At 67.2% G+C, this 17,155-nt stretch carries 14 protein-coding genes; 4 read left to right on the top strand and 10 right to left on the bottom strand.

Translation table 11 applies throughout. The features are described from left to right. Positions 1-59: 59 nt before the first annotated feature. The 3 genes from J2851_RS20575 to J2851_RS20565 all read right to left on the bottom strand — a co-directional run bounded on the left by J2851_RS20575 (position 60) and on the right by J2851_RS20565 (position 4,891). Positions 60-1,760 (bottom strand): class I SAM-dependent methyltransferase, encoded by a 1,701-nt coding sequence (locus J2851_RS20575; protein ID WP_209768536.1) that lies wholly within the window; start codon positions 1,758-1,760, stop codon positions 60-62. Continuing rightward, the gene (locus tag J2851_RS20570; RefSeq protein ID WP_209768535.1) at positions 1,757-4,390 is read right to left on the bottom strand and encodes a glycosyltransferase family protein; all 2,634 of its coding nucleotides are present in this window, start codon (positions 4,388-4,390) and stop codon (positions 1,757-1,759) included. Before J2851_RS20570 ends, J2851_RS20575 begins: the two co-directional genes overlap by 4 nt. Positions 4,391-4,453: 63 nt before the next feature. Beyond that, complete coding sequence (locus J2851_RS20565) at positions 4,454-4,891, bottom strand: hypothetical protein (RefSeq protein ID WP_209768534.1); 438 nt, start codon at positions 4,889-4,891, stop codon at positions 4,454-4,456. 238 nt (positions 4,892-5,129) lie between these two features. Between J2851_RS20565 and J2851_RS20560 the strand changes: the two genes are divergently transcribed. Beyond that, positions 5,130-5,525 carry a hypothetical protein gene (locus J2851_RS20560; RefSeq protein ID WP_209768533.1) on the top strand — a complete coding sequence of 132 codons (396 nt, stop codon included), beginning with the start codon at positions 5,130-5,132 and terminating at the stop codon, positions 5,523-5,525. A 16-nt stretch (positions 5,526-5,541) separates the two neighbouring features. On the opposite strand, the gene J2851_RS20555 is transcribed toward J2851_RS20560, so the two are convergent. The 7 genes from J2851_RS20555 to J2851_RS20525 all read right to left on the bottom strand — a co-directional run bounded on the left by J2851_RS20555 (position 5,542) and on the right by J2851_RS20525 (position 12,290). Continuing rightward, positions 5,542-5,841 (bottom strand): hypothetical protein, encoded by a 300-nt coding sequence (locus tag J2851_RS20555; protein WP_209768532.1) that lies wholly within the window; start codon positions 5,839-5,841, stop codon positions 5,542-5,544. A 195-nt stretch (positions 5,842-6,036) separates the two neighbouring features. Next, positions 6,037-6,594, bottom strand: coding sequence for a hypothetical protein (locus J2851_RS20550; protein WP_209768531.1), 558 nt, complete (start codon positions 6,592-6,594; stop codon positions 6,037-6,039). Between the two features lie 129 nt (positions 6,595-6,723). Then, the gene (locus J2851_RS20545; RefSeq protein ID WP_209768530.1) at positions 6,724-7,659 is read right to left on the bottom strand and encodes a hypothetical protein; all 936 of its coding nucleotides are present in this window, start codon (positions 7,657-7,659) and stop codon (positions 6,724-6,726) included. Between the two features lie 91 nt (positions 7,660-7,750). Then, positions 7,751-9,088 (bottom strand): hypothetical protein, encoded by a 1,338-nt coding sequence (locus J2851_RS20540; protein WP_209768529.1) that lies wholly within the window; start codon positions 9,086-9,088, stop codon positions 7,751-7,753. Between the two features lie 154 nt (positions 9,089-9,242). Beyond that, entirely contained in the window at positions 9,243-10,394 is a 1,152-nt protein-coding gene (locus J2851_RS20535) for a CsgG/HfaB family protein (RefSeq protein ID WP_209768528.1), read from the bottom strand. Between the two features lie 207 nt (positions 10,395-10,601). Beyond that, entirely contained in the window at positions 10,602-11,075 is a 474-nt protein-coding gene (locus J2851_RS20530; RefSeq protein ID WP_209768527.1) for a curli assembly protein CsgF, read from the bottom strand. Positions 11,076-11,390: 315 nt separating this feature from the next. Continuing rightward, positions 11,391-12,290 carry a recombinase family protein gene (locus J2851_RS20525; protein WP_209768526.1) on the bottom strand — a complete coding sequence of 300 codons (900 nt, stop codon included), beginning with the start codon at positions 12,288-12,290 and terminating at the stop codon, positions 11,391-11,393. Between the two features lie 601 nt (positions 12,291-12,891). On the opposite strand from J2851_RS20525, the gene J2851_RS20520 reads away from it, so the two are divergent. The 3 genes from J2851_RS20520 to J2851_RS20510 are packed head-to-tail and all read left to right on the top strand — an operon-like array spanning position 12,892 to position 16,921. Continuing rightward, complete coding sequence (locus tag J2851_RS20520) at positions 12,892-14,565, top strand: Mu transposase C-terminal domain-containing protein (RefSeq protein ID WP_209768525.1); 1,674 nt, start codon at positions 12,892-12,894, stop codon at positions 14,563-14,565. After that, a complete protein-coding gene (locus J2851_RS20515) occupies positions 14,562-15,467 on the top strand; it encodes a TniB family NTP-binding protein (protein WP_209768523.1) in 906 nt (301 codons plus the stop codon). The genes J2851_RS20520 and J2851_RS20515 overlap by 4 nt, the downstream gene beginning before the upstream one ends. Next, complete coding sequence (locus tag J2851_RS20510) at positions 15,464-16,921, top strand: TniQ family protein (RefSeq protein WP_209768522.1); 1,458 nt, start codon at positions 15,464-15,466, stop codon at positions 16,919-16,921. Before J2851_RS20515 ends, J2851_RS20510 begins: the two co-directional genes overlap by 4 nt. Positions 16,922-17,155: the final 234 nt, after the last annotated feature.

Raw genomic sequence — 17,155 nt, 5'->3', positions numbered from 1 at the left:
AAACCCTACCCAAACCCCGCCACACCGGCTGTGAACCGCCCCACAACCCGCCCGCCTTTTCAGGACTCCCCGGGAATCCTGGCCCCGGGAATCCTGGTGATGTGCTCCGCGGCGACCGACGCCATGTGGCGGGCCACCTCCCCATGCTCGGGCACCGCTTCGAGCCGTTCCGCGAGGCGCTGCAAACGCCGGAGCCGCTCAAGGGCGCGGCCATGCCGCCCGAAGACGTTGAGGTCGAGAACGGCCAGGCAGAAGACCAGGTGAAGCAGGCTTCCGTCCTGCGGCAGCGTCCGTTCCGCCAGATCGAGGTCGTCGAACAGGTCGGCGAGCCGGACGGCCAGCCGGTAGTCGCCGCCATGGACCAGCCGCACGAACAGCTCGGCGCTCTTGGCCAGGCGCAACGCGTGCGGCACGACCATGTGGGCGTCGTAGCGGCTTCCCGTCACCCGGCCAAGCGCGGCCAGGGCGTCGACGGCGGCGTCCTGGTCGATCCGCCAGAGCACGTCGACCGCGTCGCACCGGGCCAGGAAAGCGGTGTTCTCCAGGTCGCCGTCGAACAGCCCGCCGGCCTGCAACGCGCCGCCGATCTCCACCGCCAGGGCCTCCGCGGTTCTCAGCAACGTCAGGGTCGCCAGCGGATCCTGCGCCGGCAGATGCCGCGTCAGCATCGCGCGCGTGTAGAGGACGTTGGCGATGTTGTACGGCGCGCGGCGCGCCCGCCCCGGCCGGATGGCCGGATCGCAGGCGCCCCGGGGAATCCGGTGGGGGCGCAGCAGGTCGAGGCCGAAGCGGTCTTCATACACCCTGGCCAGCTCGTCGTAGACCTCCAGCGCGCCCATCAGGTCGCCGCTGAAGACGCGGTGCCGGAACAGACGGGCGGCCGCGCCATTCCACACCGGCTCGCCCTTCGGCGAGACGCGCGTGTGGTCTTCGAGATAGCGGCTGTAGCAGCGCGCGTGCTCGCCGTCGTCGGGGAGCAGGGTGATCGGCGCATCGGACGCGAAGGCCGTCAGGTTCGATCCGTTGGCCTCGACCAGGACATGGGCGAAGCCGGCCTTGCGCAGGGCATGCTCGATCGACCGGGCCGTGTAGAGGATGAGGTGGGATCCCGGCGCCAGGATGGCCTGCATCATGCCGCCGGCCAGGGACGGCGCCAGCACCGCGGCGTTCGGCGTCTTCAGCACCACGACGCCGCCGGGCGCCAGATGGCAGCGCATGACGTCGAGGAAGCCGTAGGGGGCGTCGATGTGCTCGATCACCTCCGACGAGTGCACGATGTCGAACGGCTCGCCGATGTCGCTGTCGCGGTCCAGGTAGCGGTTGACGATCGGCGCCTGGAGCAGCCGGGCCCCGTCCTGGGCGAGGCCGCAGGGATCGACGCCCACCGCCCGCCAGCCGAGGCAGCGGGCCGCCATGTCCACGGTGAAGCCGAAGCCGCAGCCGACGTCCAGCAGGCTCGCCGGGCCGTGCGCGCGCAGCCGCGACAGCGTCTGGGTCATGCCCCAGACGTCCGCCCCCTGTTCCGCGTAATAGGCCGTGTAGTCGTCCGAGGGCTCGTCCGCGTAGGAGGGAGGGGTGCGGTCCTCGTAGACATGCGCCGTGCAGGCTCCGCAGCGCAGCAGGATGTGGGTCCTGTGCGCCTCGGTCACTGTCAGCACCACGTCGTGGGCGCCGTCCGTGCCGCAGACCGGGCAGACGTGCCGCCGTGTCGGTTCCGAAGCGGAGCCCGCATCGGTTTGCGGGTCGGTCCAGGCGATCACCGCTCACCCCGCCGGCGGAAGGCCACCGCACGGGCGGCGCGCGCCGCCTTCAGATGCTCGATCTGCGGAGCCCTGTTGTCGGTCGTGGTGCGCAGATCGCTCAAGGTGCCGAGCAGGTTGGCGAACAGCTGCATGCTGTCGGATTCCTCCCCGCCGACGCCGTGCGCCCGGTGTCCGATCTGGCTTTCGAAGAAGCCGTAGAGCTTGTAATGCTCGTACGCGCTCTGGAAGGTGCCGTTGCGGACCGCCCGGTCGACGTCCTTGTTGGATTCCAGGTAGGCGGCCTCGTCGAACTCGTCCTTGGTCAGCATGCGCCGCGTCAGGTGGTTGTAGACGAAGACGTAGGCATCCTTCAGCATCCGCAGGGGGAACGGCGCGTCGAGCCGCGCCGCCCGCAAGGCTTCCAGCCACGGGGCGAGGCCGCGGCGGCCGATCTGGCGGTCGTCTGGAATCGCGGGATCGCCGCCGCCGGCCAGGAGCGTCTCGCGCGCTTCGCACAGGCCGTCGTACCAGGACTCGTAGGTGTTGTCGCACACGGGGCCGGCGCGCAGGGTGCTGTCGGCGAAGGGGGCCGCGGCGCTGAAGACGCCGACCAGCCCGGTCGCCAGGCACTCCAGCATCTTGATGTCGCTCTTCCCGTCGATGAAGTCCTGGGTGGCCGGGTCGGCGTGGGTCTCCAGCGGGCAGAAGAGGATGGCCGGGGCCTGCGAGGACAGCAGCCGCAGGTAGTCCGCATAGCGCTGCAGGGGCAGCTTGCGGATGCGCACGTCGCTTTCCGTCAGCAGGGTGGGCGGCGTGTGCCCCACGCACACGAGGTCGAGGTCGAAGGCGAGGCAGAAGTCGCGCAGGGCCCGCAGGACCGGAATGGTGGACACGCTGAGCGCCGGCATGTCGCTGGACACCCAGACCACGGCGGTGGGCGGCCCGGATGGCCGCGGTGCGGCGGCGCCCTGCGCCAGGTTCGGCGTGACGATGGCCTTGGACACCACGTCCGCCGCGGCGTAGCGGCCGAGCTGGGCGGCCAGGCGCGCCGTGGAGCAGGACAGGACGGCGCACTGGCGCACCAGCATTCTCCCCATCTGCATGTGCTCGGGCGGGAAGGCGGCCCGGTAGGTGGGAGACACCAGCAGATGGTCGTCCAAATCGAGCAGGTAGGGACGGTCGATGGCGTGCAGGGCCAGGACGGTGGCGGAGGACGGCCGGCGTTGCAGCCAGATCGCGTCCACCGGCGTGGCCTCCGGGTCGTTGAGGGTGCTCATGACCACGCGGTTGCGCGACACCACGGTGTAGCCGCCGATCTCGCCCTGCCGGTACAACTCGCCGAACGGAGCGTGCAGCCGCAGTTCCTGAAGGTTTTCCGGCTCGTCGGACAGGACGAGGGCATGGCCGAGCGCCGGCGCGGTCCCATGCTTCCGGCCCGGCCTCCAGGCGACCTTCCGGCGAAGCCGCCGCAGCGCCTGGTCCACGCCCTCCGCCAGGCGTTCCGCCGCTGCTTCCCAGCGGAAGGGCCCCTCCTCGGCCTGGGCCCTGGCGGCGGCGCGCATGCCGGCGTAGCGGACCGGGTCGAGGTCCATCGCGGCGTCGAGCGCCTCCACGAGGGCCGGCCCCGGCCCGGCCTCCAGGTCGCCCCCCAGCTCGCCATCCTCCAGCGCGACCATGCGGGCGCATCCGGCCTCGACCAGCCGGCGGTTCAGCTGGGTCGGCAGGTTGCACAGGATCGGAAGCCCGCAAGCCAGGGCGTTGACGGTGCGGATGGGCACGGCCAGCCGCCGCTCGATCGTGGGCGGGTAGAGGTCGAGCGCGAAGCCCCCGGCGCCGAGCCACTGGAACAGCTCCCCGACGCTCTGCCCGAAGGACAGGGACACGCACGGGGACCGCCGGAGGCGCTCAAGCTGCCCGCGGATGGCGAGATGGTCGCGGCTCGCCGGGTCGATGGTCGCGACGACGTCGATCCGGACGTCGCCGCGCCGTTCCGCCCAGGCGACGATCCCGTCGAGATGGCTGAGCGAGGAATTCCAGGGATAGACGGTTCCGGCCAGGCAGAGGCGCTTTTGCAGCCCCCCCTCCCCCGCCTTTCCTTCTTGCCCCCGCGGAGGCAGGAGCGGGCGCGGAGCGCTGTAGGGCACGACGGCCGTCGGCACGCCGTCGAGCTTCGTCCCGAACTTGGCGATCCAATAGCCGTTCTGCTCTTCGGAGCCGGTCAGGACGAGGTCCGCCCCGACGGCGGCGGCCAGCACCTTCCCCTCGGCCAAGGGCAGGAGTCCGGGAATGCCGTGGGCGATCTCGTGGTCCTGCAAGCCGTTGAGGTCGCAGATCTGCACCACGTCCCCGAGCCCGCTCATCGGGACCGCCCGCATGGTCGGCCACTGCCAGACGATGACGTCGGGACGGACCCGCCGGATGATCTCGAGCTGGTTGGCGCCGTCGTAGAGAAGCACGCCGTCGAGGCGGGCCGGATCCTGCCGGCGCAGGAGCGCCACGGTCTTGCTGGCCGCCGGCACGGCGACGGCGACCCGGTGCCCCGCGTCGCGCAGCATGTCGGCGACCTGCCGGGACCGCAGCCCGCCGCCGGTTCCGACATCCCCCGCCTCAGGCGTCCAGTCGATCGCGAAAACAAGAATCTGCGCCATGGATTTGGTTCCGGTGAGCGTTTGGTTCCGGTGGTCGAAAGCGTCGGTGCGGTGGGCGTCCCGTCACCGGACCTCGTGCGCGATGGCCATGACCTCGACGATCTGCTGGTTCTGAACCCGCAGGACGTCGACCATGTCGGCAAAGACCTGGAAGGCCCGCCCGTCGAACGCCCATTCCGGGTCGAGGATCTGCCGGTCCGGGGTCTGCCGGTCCAGGGTCTGCCGGTGCGGCGTGGACAGCGCCACGGAAACGGCGTTGAGCAGGAGGATGAGGGCTTCCCGATCCTCGTCCCGGACAGGCTGCCCCGCTTCCAGGCAAGCGGACAGCCGCTGGCAAGCCACCACCAGGCTGCCTTCCTCGATCCACCGCTCAACGCTCGAGAGAACACCCGAAGGCTGGCTTTCCGCTTCAGGCGATCCTGAGGCGCTCAACGCGTTGGAAATGATCAAGGCCATCTGGAACCGACTTTGCTTGCTGTTGACGTGCGCGTGAGACGACATCCGGGTATCGCATGCCCGGTGTCTTACCCATATCGGGATGGTGACACTACCAGAGGTCTATTCCACAGGTCGAGGTGTGTGCGGGGGGGCGATCTGCTTTGTCACCAGACACCGTGCGGCGCTCTGCGCGCGGATCGGGACGTCGGGCAAAGTCTGGCGGGCAAGGTCTGGCGGGCAAGGTCTGGCCGAATCCGCGCGGCCGGTGTTTACCCGTCGGGATCGGCTCTGGAGGGTGACCATGCGGACGCTCGTAAGCGTGGTGGCGGTTCTGGGTTCAACGATGGCCGCGCAGGCCGCGCAGCCCAACTGGGCATGGTCGCCAGAGTTCTACTACACGCCGAACGCGGCGAAGGAGTGCGAGTTCGGCAACAAAAAGGCGTGCGGGGATCTTTCCCTGTCCACGCTGCCGCAGACCTCGCCCATGGAAACGATGGGGGATGGAGGATACGGCTACGGTTTTCCTTCTTACGGGTTGGACACCGCAGGGCCGTCATCCTATGAGGAGCGGCGGAAGCGGCTGGAGCGCTACCTGTATCTGCGCCCGAATCCCTTCTGGCCGCCGCCCGGCGCGCCACGGCTTGTCTTTCATGAACGCCAGATCGGGGAATCCCGTGCGGCTCATCATCGTCGGTGAGACGTCGCGCGCATCGCTATAAGCCGATGCTTTTCGGGCGCTCAGGCTGGAGGTCCCAAACGACGGCCTTGGGTTGGCTTGATGGTGCTTGATCCTGCACTCTGTGGGTCGCGTTCATCCGCTCTTCGTGTTCCGACGCCTTGATGGCGCCCAGCGCCTGATGGCAGAGCCGGACGTGCAAACCTTTGAACCTGCTTTTTATGGCGGTCCGCGTGATGCGGTACACGCCGCCGGACTTTGCAAAACACACGGTGCCGGCGTCGGACGACGCCGTCGCGTTTGCGAAATCAACGTGCCACGTCCGTTCGGGATGCATGCGTGTTGGTTCCGTGGTTCGGATTGGTGGTGCCCCTCCCCGCCGGGCAAGGTTGGCCGGGCACGGTTGGCTGAGGTCATGACTGATACGGACGGCGCGCAGAGGCCGGGGGCCCCGGCCCCCGGGTCGGCACCGCGATCGACCTTGCCGGTCCGGCGCCGTGCTTCCCGCTTCAACGGCGCTGTGCTTCCCGCTTCAGCGGCGCTTCAGCGGGAAAACCTTGGGATCCGCGTCGATGCCTTTTTGCAGAATGACCGCCGGAGTGTCCGGGATCTGGTCGGGGGTCAGCCTGTTCAAGGCGCCTTGCTGGAAAACCCAGGACGCCTGCCCCCCGCCCTGCTCCACGACCGACAGGTTGTAGGCCCCCTGCTGCGAGGCCGAGCTGTAATTGCCGGTGCCGTACTGGTCGGTTCTGCTGAGATTGCCTGTTCCGTTCTGCGAAACCACGGCGGTGTTCGCCAGGCCCACTTGGACCGAAATGGCTCTGTTTCGGCCGATCTGCGTCTGGGACGCGGCGTTGCCGTGGCCGGTCTGCGAAATCACGCCGACGCCGTTTCCGTTCTGGAGGGGCAAGGCCTCGTTGGCGATGCCCGCCTGCGGGGGGGCCGCGGCATTTCCCTCATTGGGCTTGGCGCTCAGTTCGCTGGCGATGGTGGCCCGAAGAATGGAGCCCTCGTCGGCCAGGGCCGGGACGGCGACCAGCCCCTGGACCAGAAGGCAGGCGGCGCGGGTGGAGGCGACGATGCGGCGCATGACGGGCATCCCTTATGACCCCCAGGGGGCGGCTCCCACCGGTTCCGCAACGATCTGGGGAAATGTTGAGCGTGCACGGCTCGTCGGGCGGGCGTGGGCGGAGGATTGCGCGCCCTCCACCCAACCGCATCACCGCTGAGTCTGGCGCGCGACGTTGCCGCGGCCGACCTGCACCGCCGTGGCTACGCTGGACGCGGCGGTCGCTTCCTGCGTTTGCGTGACCGTGTTGCCGGCCCCCGCCTGGACGGCCGACGCCGTGTTGCCCGACCCTGCCTGGGTCTGCGTGGCGTCGTTCTTGAAGCCGACCTGCAGGATGGAGGCCTCGTTGCCCAGCGCGGTGCCGGACTGCGTCTGCGTGCCGGTGTTTCCGCGGCCGGCCTGGACGATGCTCGCCTCGTGCCACGCCCCGGTCTGCGACTGGGACGCGGTGTTGCCCTTCCCGACCTGCATCACGGTCGCGGTCAGGTTGCTGCCGTCCTGAATCTGGCCGGCGCCCTCCTTGAGATCCCACCAGTTCCGGCTCCCGCTCGTCTTGAACGCGCCGACGGTGTTGTCCTCGCCGACCTGGAGGATCAGGGCGTCGTTGTGGCTGCCCTTCTGCTCCTGGTTGGCGTTGTTGCGCGTGCCGAACTGGAAGGCCGAAACGGCATTCCCCGCGCCGCCGTCCTGCTTGGCGACGGACAGGTTGTCCTTGCCGCCCTGGACGATGAGGGCATCGTGCTTGTCGCCGCTGTTCTGCGTCAGGCGGGACGCGTTGCCCGCGCCGAACTGCAGGGTCAGGGCCTCGTGGTCGCCGCCGCCCCACTGGTTCATCGTGGCGTTGTTTTTCTCGCCGGCCTGAACGACGTGGCCGGTGTGCCGGCCCTGGCCCGACTGAGTCATGTCGGCCTTGTTGCCCCGGCCGAACTGGAGGGCGCCGGCGTGGCTGCCGCTGCCGTAGGCCTGGGTCTGGGCGGCCTCGTTCGAAGCGCCGACCTGGAGGATGTAGGCGTCGTTGTCCGACGCCGCCATGGCCGAGGTGGACAGGGCGAGGACGGTGGCGGTCGCGAGAAGAATGCTGCGCATGGGCGGATACCTTCGCGTCTTGATCCGGATGAGGGGAAGCGGACCGACGGCCGGGAGGCGGTTCGACGCACCGCCTCCCGGCTCCATGGGATTACCGCTGCGTCTGCTTGGCGGTGTTGCCGCGGCCGAACTGGACCGCCGTGGCGACGCTGGAGGACGCCGAGGCATCCTGCGTCTGGGTGGCGGTGTTGCCCTTGCCGACCTGGAAGGCGTACAGCTCGCCGCTCGTGCCGTACTGGCTCTGCATCGCCGTGTTGCCGGCCCCGAACTGCTTCGCCGAGGCGAAGTTGCCCGACTTGCCCTGGGTCTGGTCGGCATGGTTGTTCAGACCGACCTGCAGGATCGACGCCTCGTTGCCGGTGCCGGTCTGGGTCTGCTTGGCCCAGTTGGACGAGCCGCCCTGGAGGATCGCCGCTTCCAGATCGCCGCCGTTCTGGTTCTGCGAGGCCGTGTTGCCCTTGCCGAACTGCTTGGTCGACGCCGTGTTCGCCTTCTCGCCCTTGCCGTTGCTCTGGGTCTGCGCCGCGTCGTTCCCATAGCCGACCTGAAGGATGCTGGCCTCGTGGCCGCCCACGCCGCCCTGGGTCTGCGAGGCAGTGTTCTTCGCGCCGAACTGCTTGGCCGACGCCGTGTTGTCCTTGGAGTTTTCCTTCTGCTTCTGCGCGGCGCCGTTCTTGTAGCCGACCTGGAGGATCGAGGCGTCGCTGTCCGAGCCCTCCTGGGTCTGCGAGGCGGTGTTCTTCACGCCGAACTGCTTGGCCGAGGCCGTGTTGTCCTTGGATTTTTCCGCCTGGGTCTGCGTGGCGTCGTTCTTGTAGCCGACCTGGAGGGCCGCCGCATCATTGCCGGAACCCGCCTGGGTCTGCGAGGCCGTGTTGTCCTTGCCGAACTGCATGCCGACGGCCGAGTTGCCGATGCCGCTCTGGGTCTGCTCGGCGCCGTTGCCCTTGCCGACCTGGACGATGGTGGCGGTGGAGGCGACGCTGGGGACCGGGATCTTGAGGAAGCCGATTTTGGCCTCAATGCCCTGGGTCTGCGTGGCGGTGTTGCCCGTTCCGACCTGTCCGATGGTGGCGAGGTTGCCGCTGGACAGGTGCGCCTGGGTCTGCTCGGCCCTGTTGCCCTTGCCGGCCTGGCCGGCGATGGCGTTGTTCAGCAGGCCGGACTGCTTCTGCTGGACGGAGTTGTCGCGGCCGAACTGGTAGGACGAGCCCGTGTTGGTGATGCCCGACTGCTCCTGGGTGGCGCTGTTGCCCTTGCCGGCCTGGAAAGCGGAGGCGCTGTTGCCGGTGCTGATCAGCCCCCCCTGGGTCTGTTCGGCCGTGTTGTCGGCACCGACCTGGAGGATGTAGGCGTCGTTGTTCGACCCGGCCAGAGCCGCGTTGCACAGAGCGATAAGGGCGACGGACGCGAAAAGAATGGTGCGCATTGTGATTTTAGCCTTTCATGCAAAGTATGGAGATCGGTTCAAAGCGGACAAGGAAGTAAATGTCCTAACGAATACTTTGAAATTGGCCGGAGGACGCCTGCGGTCCTCCGGAGCGTTCCGGTGTTTCGGCTTTCAGTGTTTTGGCGGTCGCCGCCTACGACGCGAACTTGGCGGCGGCCGGGGCTTGGACCGCCTGCGATGCCGGCGCCTTGGCGTCCGGTGCCGGGGCGGCGGACGGGGTCATGGGCAAGGTCTGTGGCAGGACCGGCCGCTGTCCGGGCAGCGGGTTCTGCCCGCCGGGGACGATGTAGGTCGGGCCGGGGGCCGGGGGCTGCGGGGCTGACGGCGCCAGCGTCTCCTCGCCCGCGGTCCCGGTGAGCGGCGCCTGACGCGGCGGTGGCGCGACCTGGATGTCCTCCGCCGTGGCCTTGACGGTCTTGACGTTGTAGACGCCGTCCCGCTCCTGCCAGTATTTCTCGATCAGCGGCTGGGCGAGGCTCATGTCCTGGAGCTGCCAGTAGCCGTCGATCAGGCCCTCGATGATCAGGCTGTGCACGGCCTTCTCGACCGCCGACTTGACCGCCAGCGTCACCGGTTCGTTGGTGGTGAGGCCGGTTTCGATTTCCAGCAGGTCCTTGAATCCGACGTAGCGGAAGGCGCCGCCCTGCAATCCGGCCGAATAGATGGTTTTGGACACGTTGACCGACTTCAGGACTTCGCCGGACTGCGTCGAAACGGCTCTCAGGAAGACCGAGACCGTGTCGCGGCGGTAGTCCACGTTGCCGCCGATGCCGAGGAAGCGGGCTCCGAAGCCGCCCGTCAGGGTGTTGCTGTCGTAGCCGATGATGCCGCCTTCCAGCATGATCCCGGCGTAGGTCAGCGGGGGCAGCGGGGGCAGAGTGTTGCCGCCGTACTGGTCCCGCGTCACCCGGATCAGCTGCCGCTCCTGAAGGAGGGAGGGGAGCGCCGACCGCTCAACCGTTTTGAACCACGCCCGGTTTCCCGCCCGTTCCAGAGCGTTGATCAGGATCGCCGTGCCGCCCTGGGTGACGGCGCGGGAATACTCGCTGAACTTTTCGTTCGGCTTGTTCTGGCCGGTCTGGTCCTCGAACCGGTACACGGCGACGGCGATTTTGCGCGCCGGGGCCGGCAGGGCCTGAAGTTCGTCCAAGGACGGGGTCTTGTACTCCTGCTGGGGAACTTCGGAAAACGCCAGTTCCGGGCGGTTGGCGCCGGGGCCGCCGGCGCAGGCCGTGAGGGCGGCCGTGCCGGCGGCGGCCAGCAGAAGCTTGCGAAGGACACGCATGGTCGGAATCTCTCAGCGGGGATTGGGGCTTCTGCCGCGCCACGCGCGGTCACGGGGCTCCGGCCTCTGGCGACACAACGCGCGGCGGCACGGCCGAAAAAGGCGTGTTCCGGTGGCAGAGAGGCGGTCGCCCACCAGCGTCGTGATCACGATCGATCGGTCGGGAGTGGCTGCCGATGATCGGCGCCGTGGAACCGGGCCGGGCCCCTACTCCACGTTTGGCGGGGCGCCGGCGGTGTTCAGGCCTGTGCTGGCGAGGGGGACGTCGTAGATGGTCTGCGTGCCGGTGTCGATGTTCTGAAGAACGATCCGCCGCGTCTGCCCGTCGGCGTTCGGGCTGATGGCAACCTTGGAACTTCCAAGCGTGTAGTTGCCGGAATTCTGCGACAGGACCGTGTCGATGGCGTTGCCGTTGACGCCCTGCATCACCTGCTGCTGCAGCTGATCGTTCAGCGCGGCCTGCGGGCTTTGTTGGTTCAGCAGGCTGAACGGGTCAATGGCGTTGGGGTCTTTGTACTTGTCGATGGCGTTCGCGATGCCAAGCAAATGAGCGCTGTTGAGCGGATCGCCACCGAAAGACGGGTTGACCGGCCGATAAACGATTTGTCCCGAAAGCGCTGGAATTGCTGTGTTGGCTGATAGTATCACAAACAAGAAGAGTGTCGTTTTGACTTTAACCATAGCCTGTTTCCTTGGTCAATGAACCAGATTTAGGCGTTGGAAAAGCGATTTGCGGGTGGGTGATATTCGACGATGCCACTTTTGATCGCCATTGTTTGTGATCCAAACTTATCGATCGGGGTGGCCTGCCGGCAATGGCGACAAAGTGGTATCGGCTTAGGGAAAATTTGTTTCCACCTTCGACTCAATTATTATCAAAATCAGGTTCATTCGTGACCGGGTGGGAAAATTCGGAGGGCGAGCGCCCGAGCCACGCCTCGCGCCGGCCCGTCATGAGCGGACAAAACGACCCCATGTTTTCACGGTGCCGGCGGGTCAGCGGTTGGACTTCGGCGCCACGAGGCCAAGCCGCTCGGCGCGATCGAGCAGCGCTTTGACCGAAGACGCCGACCAGGTCGTGCCGCGGCGCGGCGTGCGGATGCGCATCTCTTCCAGACGTGCGGCGATGGCGCGCAGGCTGATGTCGGGGTTGGCGCCTTTGATGCCGGCGATGACCAGCAGGAGGTCGTCCTTGGGCGGCTTGCGCGGGGCCGGCGCGATCAGGTCCGGCTCGGCCAGCCCTTCCGCGACGAGGCGGTGGACCGCCCGCGACAGCCGGTCGGCGGTCCAGGGCCGGTCGGGCGAGCCGAGCCGGCCGAGCGCCCTGGCCACCGTGGCCCAGGAATTCCCCGGGCGCTGAGCCCGCACCTTGGGCATCCAGGCGTCCATGGTGGCCAGGAGATCCGCCATGTACCGCCGGTCACGGATGGCGGAGAGCTGGGCGATGGCCCCGGGATCGCGGCGCTTGAGCGCGGGGTTGCCCCCCACCCGTCCGCGCGCCTTGGCCGCCCGCAATCCGGCCTTGGTGCGTTCACGGATCAGCGCGCGCTCCAGTTCGGCGGCGGCGCCCAGCACCTGGAGAGCGAACTTGCCCTGCGGCGTGGCGGTGTCGATCGGGTCGCGCAGCGACTTGAAGTGGGCGCCGACCGCCTCCAGCCTCTCGATCACGTCGAGCAGGTGGGAGAGCGAACGGGCCAGGCGGTCGATGCGCGCCACCACCAGGATGTCGCCGCGTTTCACCTGGGCGATCGCCTTAGCCAACTCCGGCCGCGCCCGGCTGCCGCCCGACGCCGTCTCCTCGAAGATCACCGCGCAGCCGGCCGCCCTCAGCTCGTCGAGCTGGCTGAAGGTGGCCTGGTCCTCGGTGGAGACGCGCGCGTAGCCGATCAGGGCCATGGGATCCGTTCAGAAAAGTGGAAAACGTCCCACTGTACAGTTCAATCCGTTTTGAGAAAACGATCGTTTGGCCGCCTGTACAGTCCGTTTGGACAGGCCGGCGCACACCGGTGTCACCGCCCGCCAAGCGGGGGCAAAACACCGGGAGCTGCTGCGCCCTGGGCGTTCATCACGCCGGACGGAGGCCGCTGAAGGCGGGGGAAAGGCTCGGTTCCAAACCGATTCACGCTCTTCCAAACATCTCCGGTCTGCAAAGAGGCGGCCGCTGTGAATTTCAGTGAATCCCTTGACTGACTTAAGCGTTTGACGCAGTAGTACAAAACGGCAATCGCGCGCTCAGTTTTGATCCTTAATGGGTTGACTGGGATGGGCTGTTGTCAGGAAAAGGGTTGACCGGCATCGGTCGGTTCATTCGCGTGTCATGGCGCAGCAGCAACACCGAAGTCGGCGTTCATTATAGGCCGTCATTTTTCAAGCCTATGAGTTTGATCTGAAACGGCTTATTGCCATTCACGCAACCATCACCTTTGCTTCATAATAGGTTTATTGCGCTGGGCCATGGTCAGGCAATGGGTTTCCTGGCTCGGACCGGCTTCCTCCAATGCCTTCAGGCAGCAACACCGACATCCCCCTGCTCGCCGTGTCCGCCGACCAGTGGCAGCAGGCGCGGGAGCGCCTCAATGCGGTCGAACGCCTGCTCGCCTGTCCGAGCCGGACACGAGCCATGGTCGATGCCGAAGCCAAAGCCCTCGGCATCAGTCACACCGTTCTCTATGGCCTGATCCGCCGTTATCGCAAGAACCCCCACATCGAGGCCATGCTGCCGGGCAAACCCGGGCGCGCGTCCGGAACGCTCCGCTTGCCCGATGCCGTTGAAGCCATCATCACGGCCACCATCGACAAGTTCTACGCGACGAAGCAGCGGCCCAAGCTCAGCCAACTCGTGCGGGCGATCCATGAAGCGCTCGACCGCGAGGGACTTTCCGCCCGACCGACCCGCAACAGCATTCAAACCCGCGTCGCCCGACTGGACCAGCACCGTCTCACCCGCGATCGGGAAGGCGCCCAGGTGGCGCGCCAACGGCATGGCGCCAAACCTGGCCGTCTGGAAGCGGCCGAGCCTCTGGCGATTGTTCAAGTCGATCACACCCTGGTCGACGTCATCATTGTCGATGACATCTTCCGGCGCCCGCTGATACGCCCCTGGCTGACCGTCGCCATCGACGTGCGCACGCGCGTGGTGCTCGGTTTCTTTCTCACCCTGCAAAGCCCGTCGCTGGCGTCCGTTGCCTACGCACTGGCACACGCGGTGCTGCCCAAGAAGGCCTGGCTCGACACCTGGCAGCTCCCCGCCGACTCCTTGGTTTCAGGTCGGATGCGGGCTCTGCATTTCGACAACGCCAAGGAGTTCAAAGCGGAAGGGCTGATCTGGGGCTGCCGCAAGCATCGCATCGAACCCTTGTACCGCCCCGTCCGCACGCCACACTTCGGTGGGCATGTCGAACGGCTGATCGGCACCTTGATGGGGGAAGTGCATCTGCTTCCCGGCACGACCTTCTCCAGCATCGAGCAGCGGGCGGCCTATGATCCGGCGAAAACCGCCTGCATGACGTTGCGCGAACTGGAGCGCTGGTTGGCGCTGCAGATTGCCGGTGTTTATCACCAGGATCGGCACAGCTCCCTGAAACGGCCACCGCTGGCGGTGTGGCGCGACGAGATCGGGGACACCGCGCGCGACGTTCACACGCTGAACGCCGGGACCTTCATCCGCGACTTCTTGCCCTTGGAACGCCGCACGCTCCAGCCGACCGGCATCCGCCTGTTCGGCGAACGGTACTGGGGGGACGTCTTGCGCCCCTGGATCGGCCTGCGGCCCGACAAGCTGGTCGTGCGCTTCGATCCCCGCGACATCTCCACGGCGTGGCTCTATGAGGATGGTGATTACTGGCCTTTGGCGCTGCAAGGCTGGAGTGATGGACCGATCACCTATTGGGAGCACAAGGCCGCGCTCGGCCAGAAGCGGGAGCAGGGCCACCGCGAACGCAACGAGGCGATCATCTTCCAGACGGTCCGCGAGCAACGCGCGCTGGTGGCGAGTTCGGCCCATCGCACGGCCGCCGCCCGTAAGCACGTGCAGACAACCATCTCCGCCGTCGAGGACCTCCGGCGGTTCGCTCCGGCAGCGCTGCCCCCGGTTCCGTCCACACCCGCCGAGCCGGACCCGCCGGATCGGCTCGTGCCCTTGAACCCCGGCGACATCGAGGAGTGGTCATGACCGACGCCCTGGAGCACCTGAGCCCCGAGTATCGCCCCTATGCCCTGCTCCCCGATGAGCAGCGCAAGGACTGGGTGCGCTCCGACCGCTGGATCAGCTACCCGATCGGCGACCTCGCCCTGGCCCGTCTCGACGGGCTGCTGCATTACCCCAAGCGCAGCCGCATGCCCTGCCTGCTGATCACGGGCGACACCGGCATGGGCAAGAGCAAGATCCTGGAGAAGTTCGCCCGCGGCCATCCCGAAGCCTACAACGAGGGCACCGGCATCACCAGCCAGCCGGTCCTCTTCGTGGAGACGCCGCCGGAGCCCTCGGCCGATGACATGTATTCGGAGATTCTCCAGGCGATCGGGGCCGCCTACGGCGCCGGTGATCCGGTGCGCGATCTGGCGACCGCGGTCAAGGTGCTGCAGCGGATGGGCTGCCGCCTGCTGATGTTCGACGAGATTCACAACATCGGGGATGCCGCCGGCCCCCGCCAGCAGCGGGTCGTGCTGAATGCCCTGCGCTATCTCACCAACAAGCTGCACATCCCGCTCGTCTGCGCCGGCACGGCGCGGGCCGAGCTGCTGATCCGGCTCGACGATCAGCTCGCCGAACGCTTCGAGCATCTGGCCTTGCCGAAATGGACCAGCGGTCCGGGATTGGAACAGCTGTTGCTGCGCCTGTCGAGCATCTTGCCCCTTCGCCGTCCGTCCAGCCTGTCGGGCCCGCGTGCCCGGCGGCTGATCATCGAGATGACCGCCGGACACACCAACCGCATCTTCAAGCTGATCGAGACCTTGACCATCCAGGCGATCGACAGCGGCGACGAGCGTATCGACGAGGCGAGCCTGTCGGCGGACGGATTGATCATGCCTTTGCTGTCCATGACCGCGGCGCGCGGAAAGGCGATGGCGTGACCGGAGCCTCGTCGCGCACCGTGGTCCGACCGCCATCGCTGGAGTGGGGGCCGCTGCCCCTCACGGTTCAGCCGCTGGAGGACGAACTCCTGAGCTCCTGGCTGGGGCGCCTGGCCGCCTTGTACGCCGTGCCCGCCGACGCGTTCCGGCGCCGTCTAGCCCACGCGTGCGGCGTGACGACCGCGCCAGTGTGGGATGAACTGAACATGGCACCGGCTTCCGCTGAGCTCGCCGCTTTGGCGCATGTCGGACGCATCGACGCACACCGTTTGAGCGCTCTGACGCTCGGCCACCGATTTCCGCACCTGCGGACCTGTTGGGTGACCGGAATTCATGGCCGTCCCGTCCCCCACTGTTGGAAATGCCTGAACAACGACTGGCGATCCACGGGTGTCTGCTATCTGCGTCACACCTGGGCCTTGGCCTTCGAAACCGTCTGCCCGGTGCACCGTGAACTGTTGGTCCGGTCCTGCCCGGACTGCCATGCGTCGGTACAGCATGAGTTCTTGTTCCAGGATGGACGGACCCGGATCGTCTGCGGAGCCTGTAAGTTTCCGCTCGACTGTGCGCCACCGGAAGTCTTGGGGCGCGAGGCAGGACGTTGTCGTGCAAAGTCCCTGACGAACATCGTTCCCGATGCCGAGCACGATGCGGCGACAGTCGCCGCACTGGAAGGTGGGGTGCAAAACGCTCAGCGGCTTGCGGCGATCCTGGGTGACCCGTCGTTGGGCCCACCGATGTTCCGGACGATTGAGGGCCTCCTCGGTTGGCTCAGCCGACCACCGCCGCGGGGAGCTGGCTGGCGAGGCAGGTCGGCGATTGTCGAGTTCTGGGGGACCGTCGACACCCAACGGTTCTTAGGTCGTTCGCTCGCCGGACTTCCGAATGGCTTCAATGAGATAGAGTCACCGTTCTTGCGTCAGTTTTTGCTCGGGACCGTCCTCGCCATCATTGATGATGTTCTCTGGACGCGCGCAAGGGACCTAAGCTCTGCGCCGGCCACCGAAGCTCTCCTGTTCATTCTCTCGCCCTCGGAGGCACAAGGCCTGTTGAGCGACGCCAAGGGGTGGCTGCCGGCGGTGCGGGACAATTTCCGTGCCGCTCATCGGGCTGTGGGCGAGAAGTACGCTCAACACCGGGCCTACCGGCGCTCGTGGCAAGCCCGGGCTCAGACATCGCCGAATACAAAGCCAACCACGGGTCGGTCGGATGTCACCCTGCCTCCTCACACTGCCATGGCGACGGGCAGCCGATGCTCCAGTCCAGACAGCGCCAGACAACGAGAGGGGAAGCCGGAGAGCTTGCTCATGTTGCGCCCTCATCGGGAGTTTCTGGCGCTGGCCGAGGCCGTCATCGCGGTGGAGATGCCCCGCTTGCGACAACGACCTCGTCGGGAATGGACAGGGCGGCTCATGGCCGCCGCACGCCGGGCCCTTGAGGCGGGACCGCGATGAGGTTCTCGGCGAGATTATCGCCTCCGCCGGAGCCGTTGTCGAGGCATGTGGCCATGGGTTTACCCCGCCGCCTTGGCACGGGGCAGAGCGTGGCGGCCCGTGTCGCGGCTGAGCAGCCGCCTCCCCGCCGAGCTGGCCTCGGTAGCCGCCGATGGAGAAGGCGTTATAGATGACCACCGCCGGGAGGCTCTTGGAAGTTCTGTGTGGATGACCGGGGCATGTATCGCCTTCCAG

It is taken from the genome of Azospirillum rugosum, assembly GCF_017876155.1.
Lineage (GTDB): Bacteria > Pseudomonadota > Alphaproteobacteria > Azospirillales > Azospirillaceae > Azospirillum > Azospirillum rugosum.
Note: the sequence above shows the minus strand (reverse complement) of the source record. Positions and strands in the feature narration are given on the sequence as shown.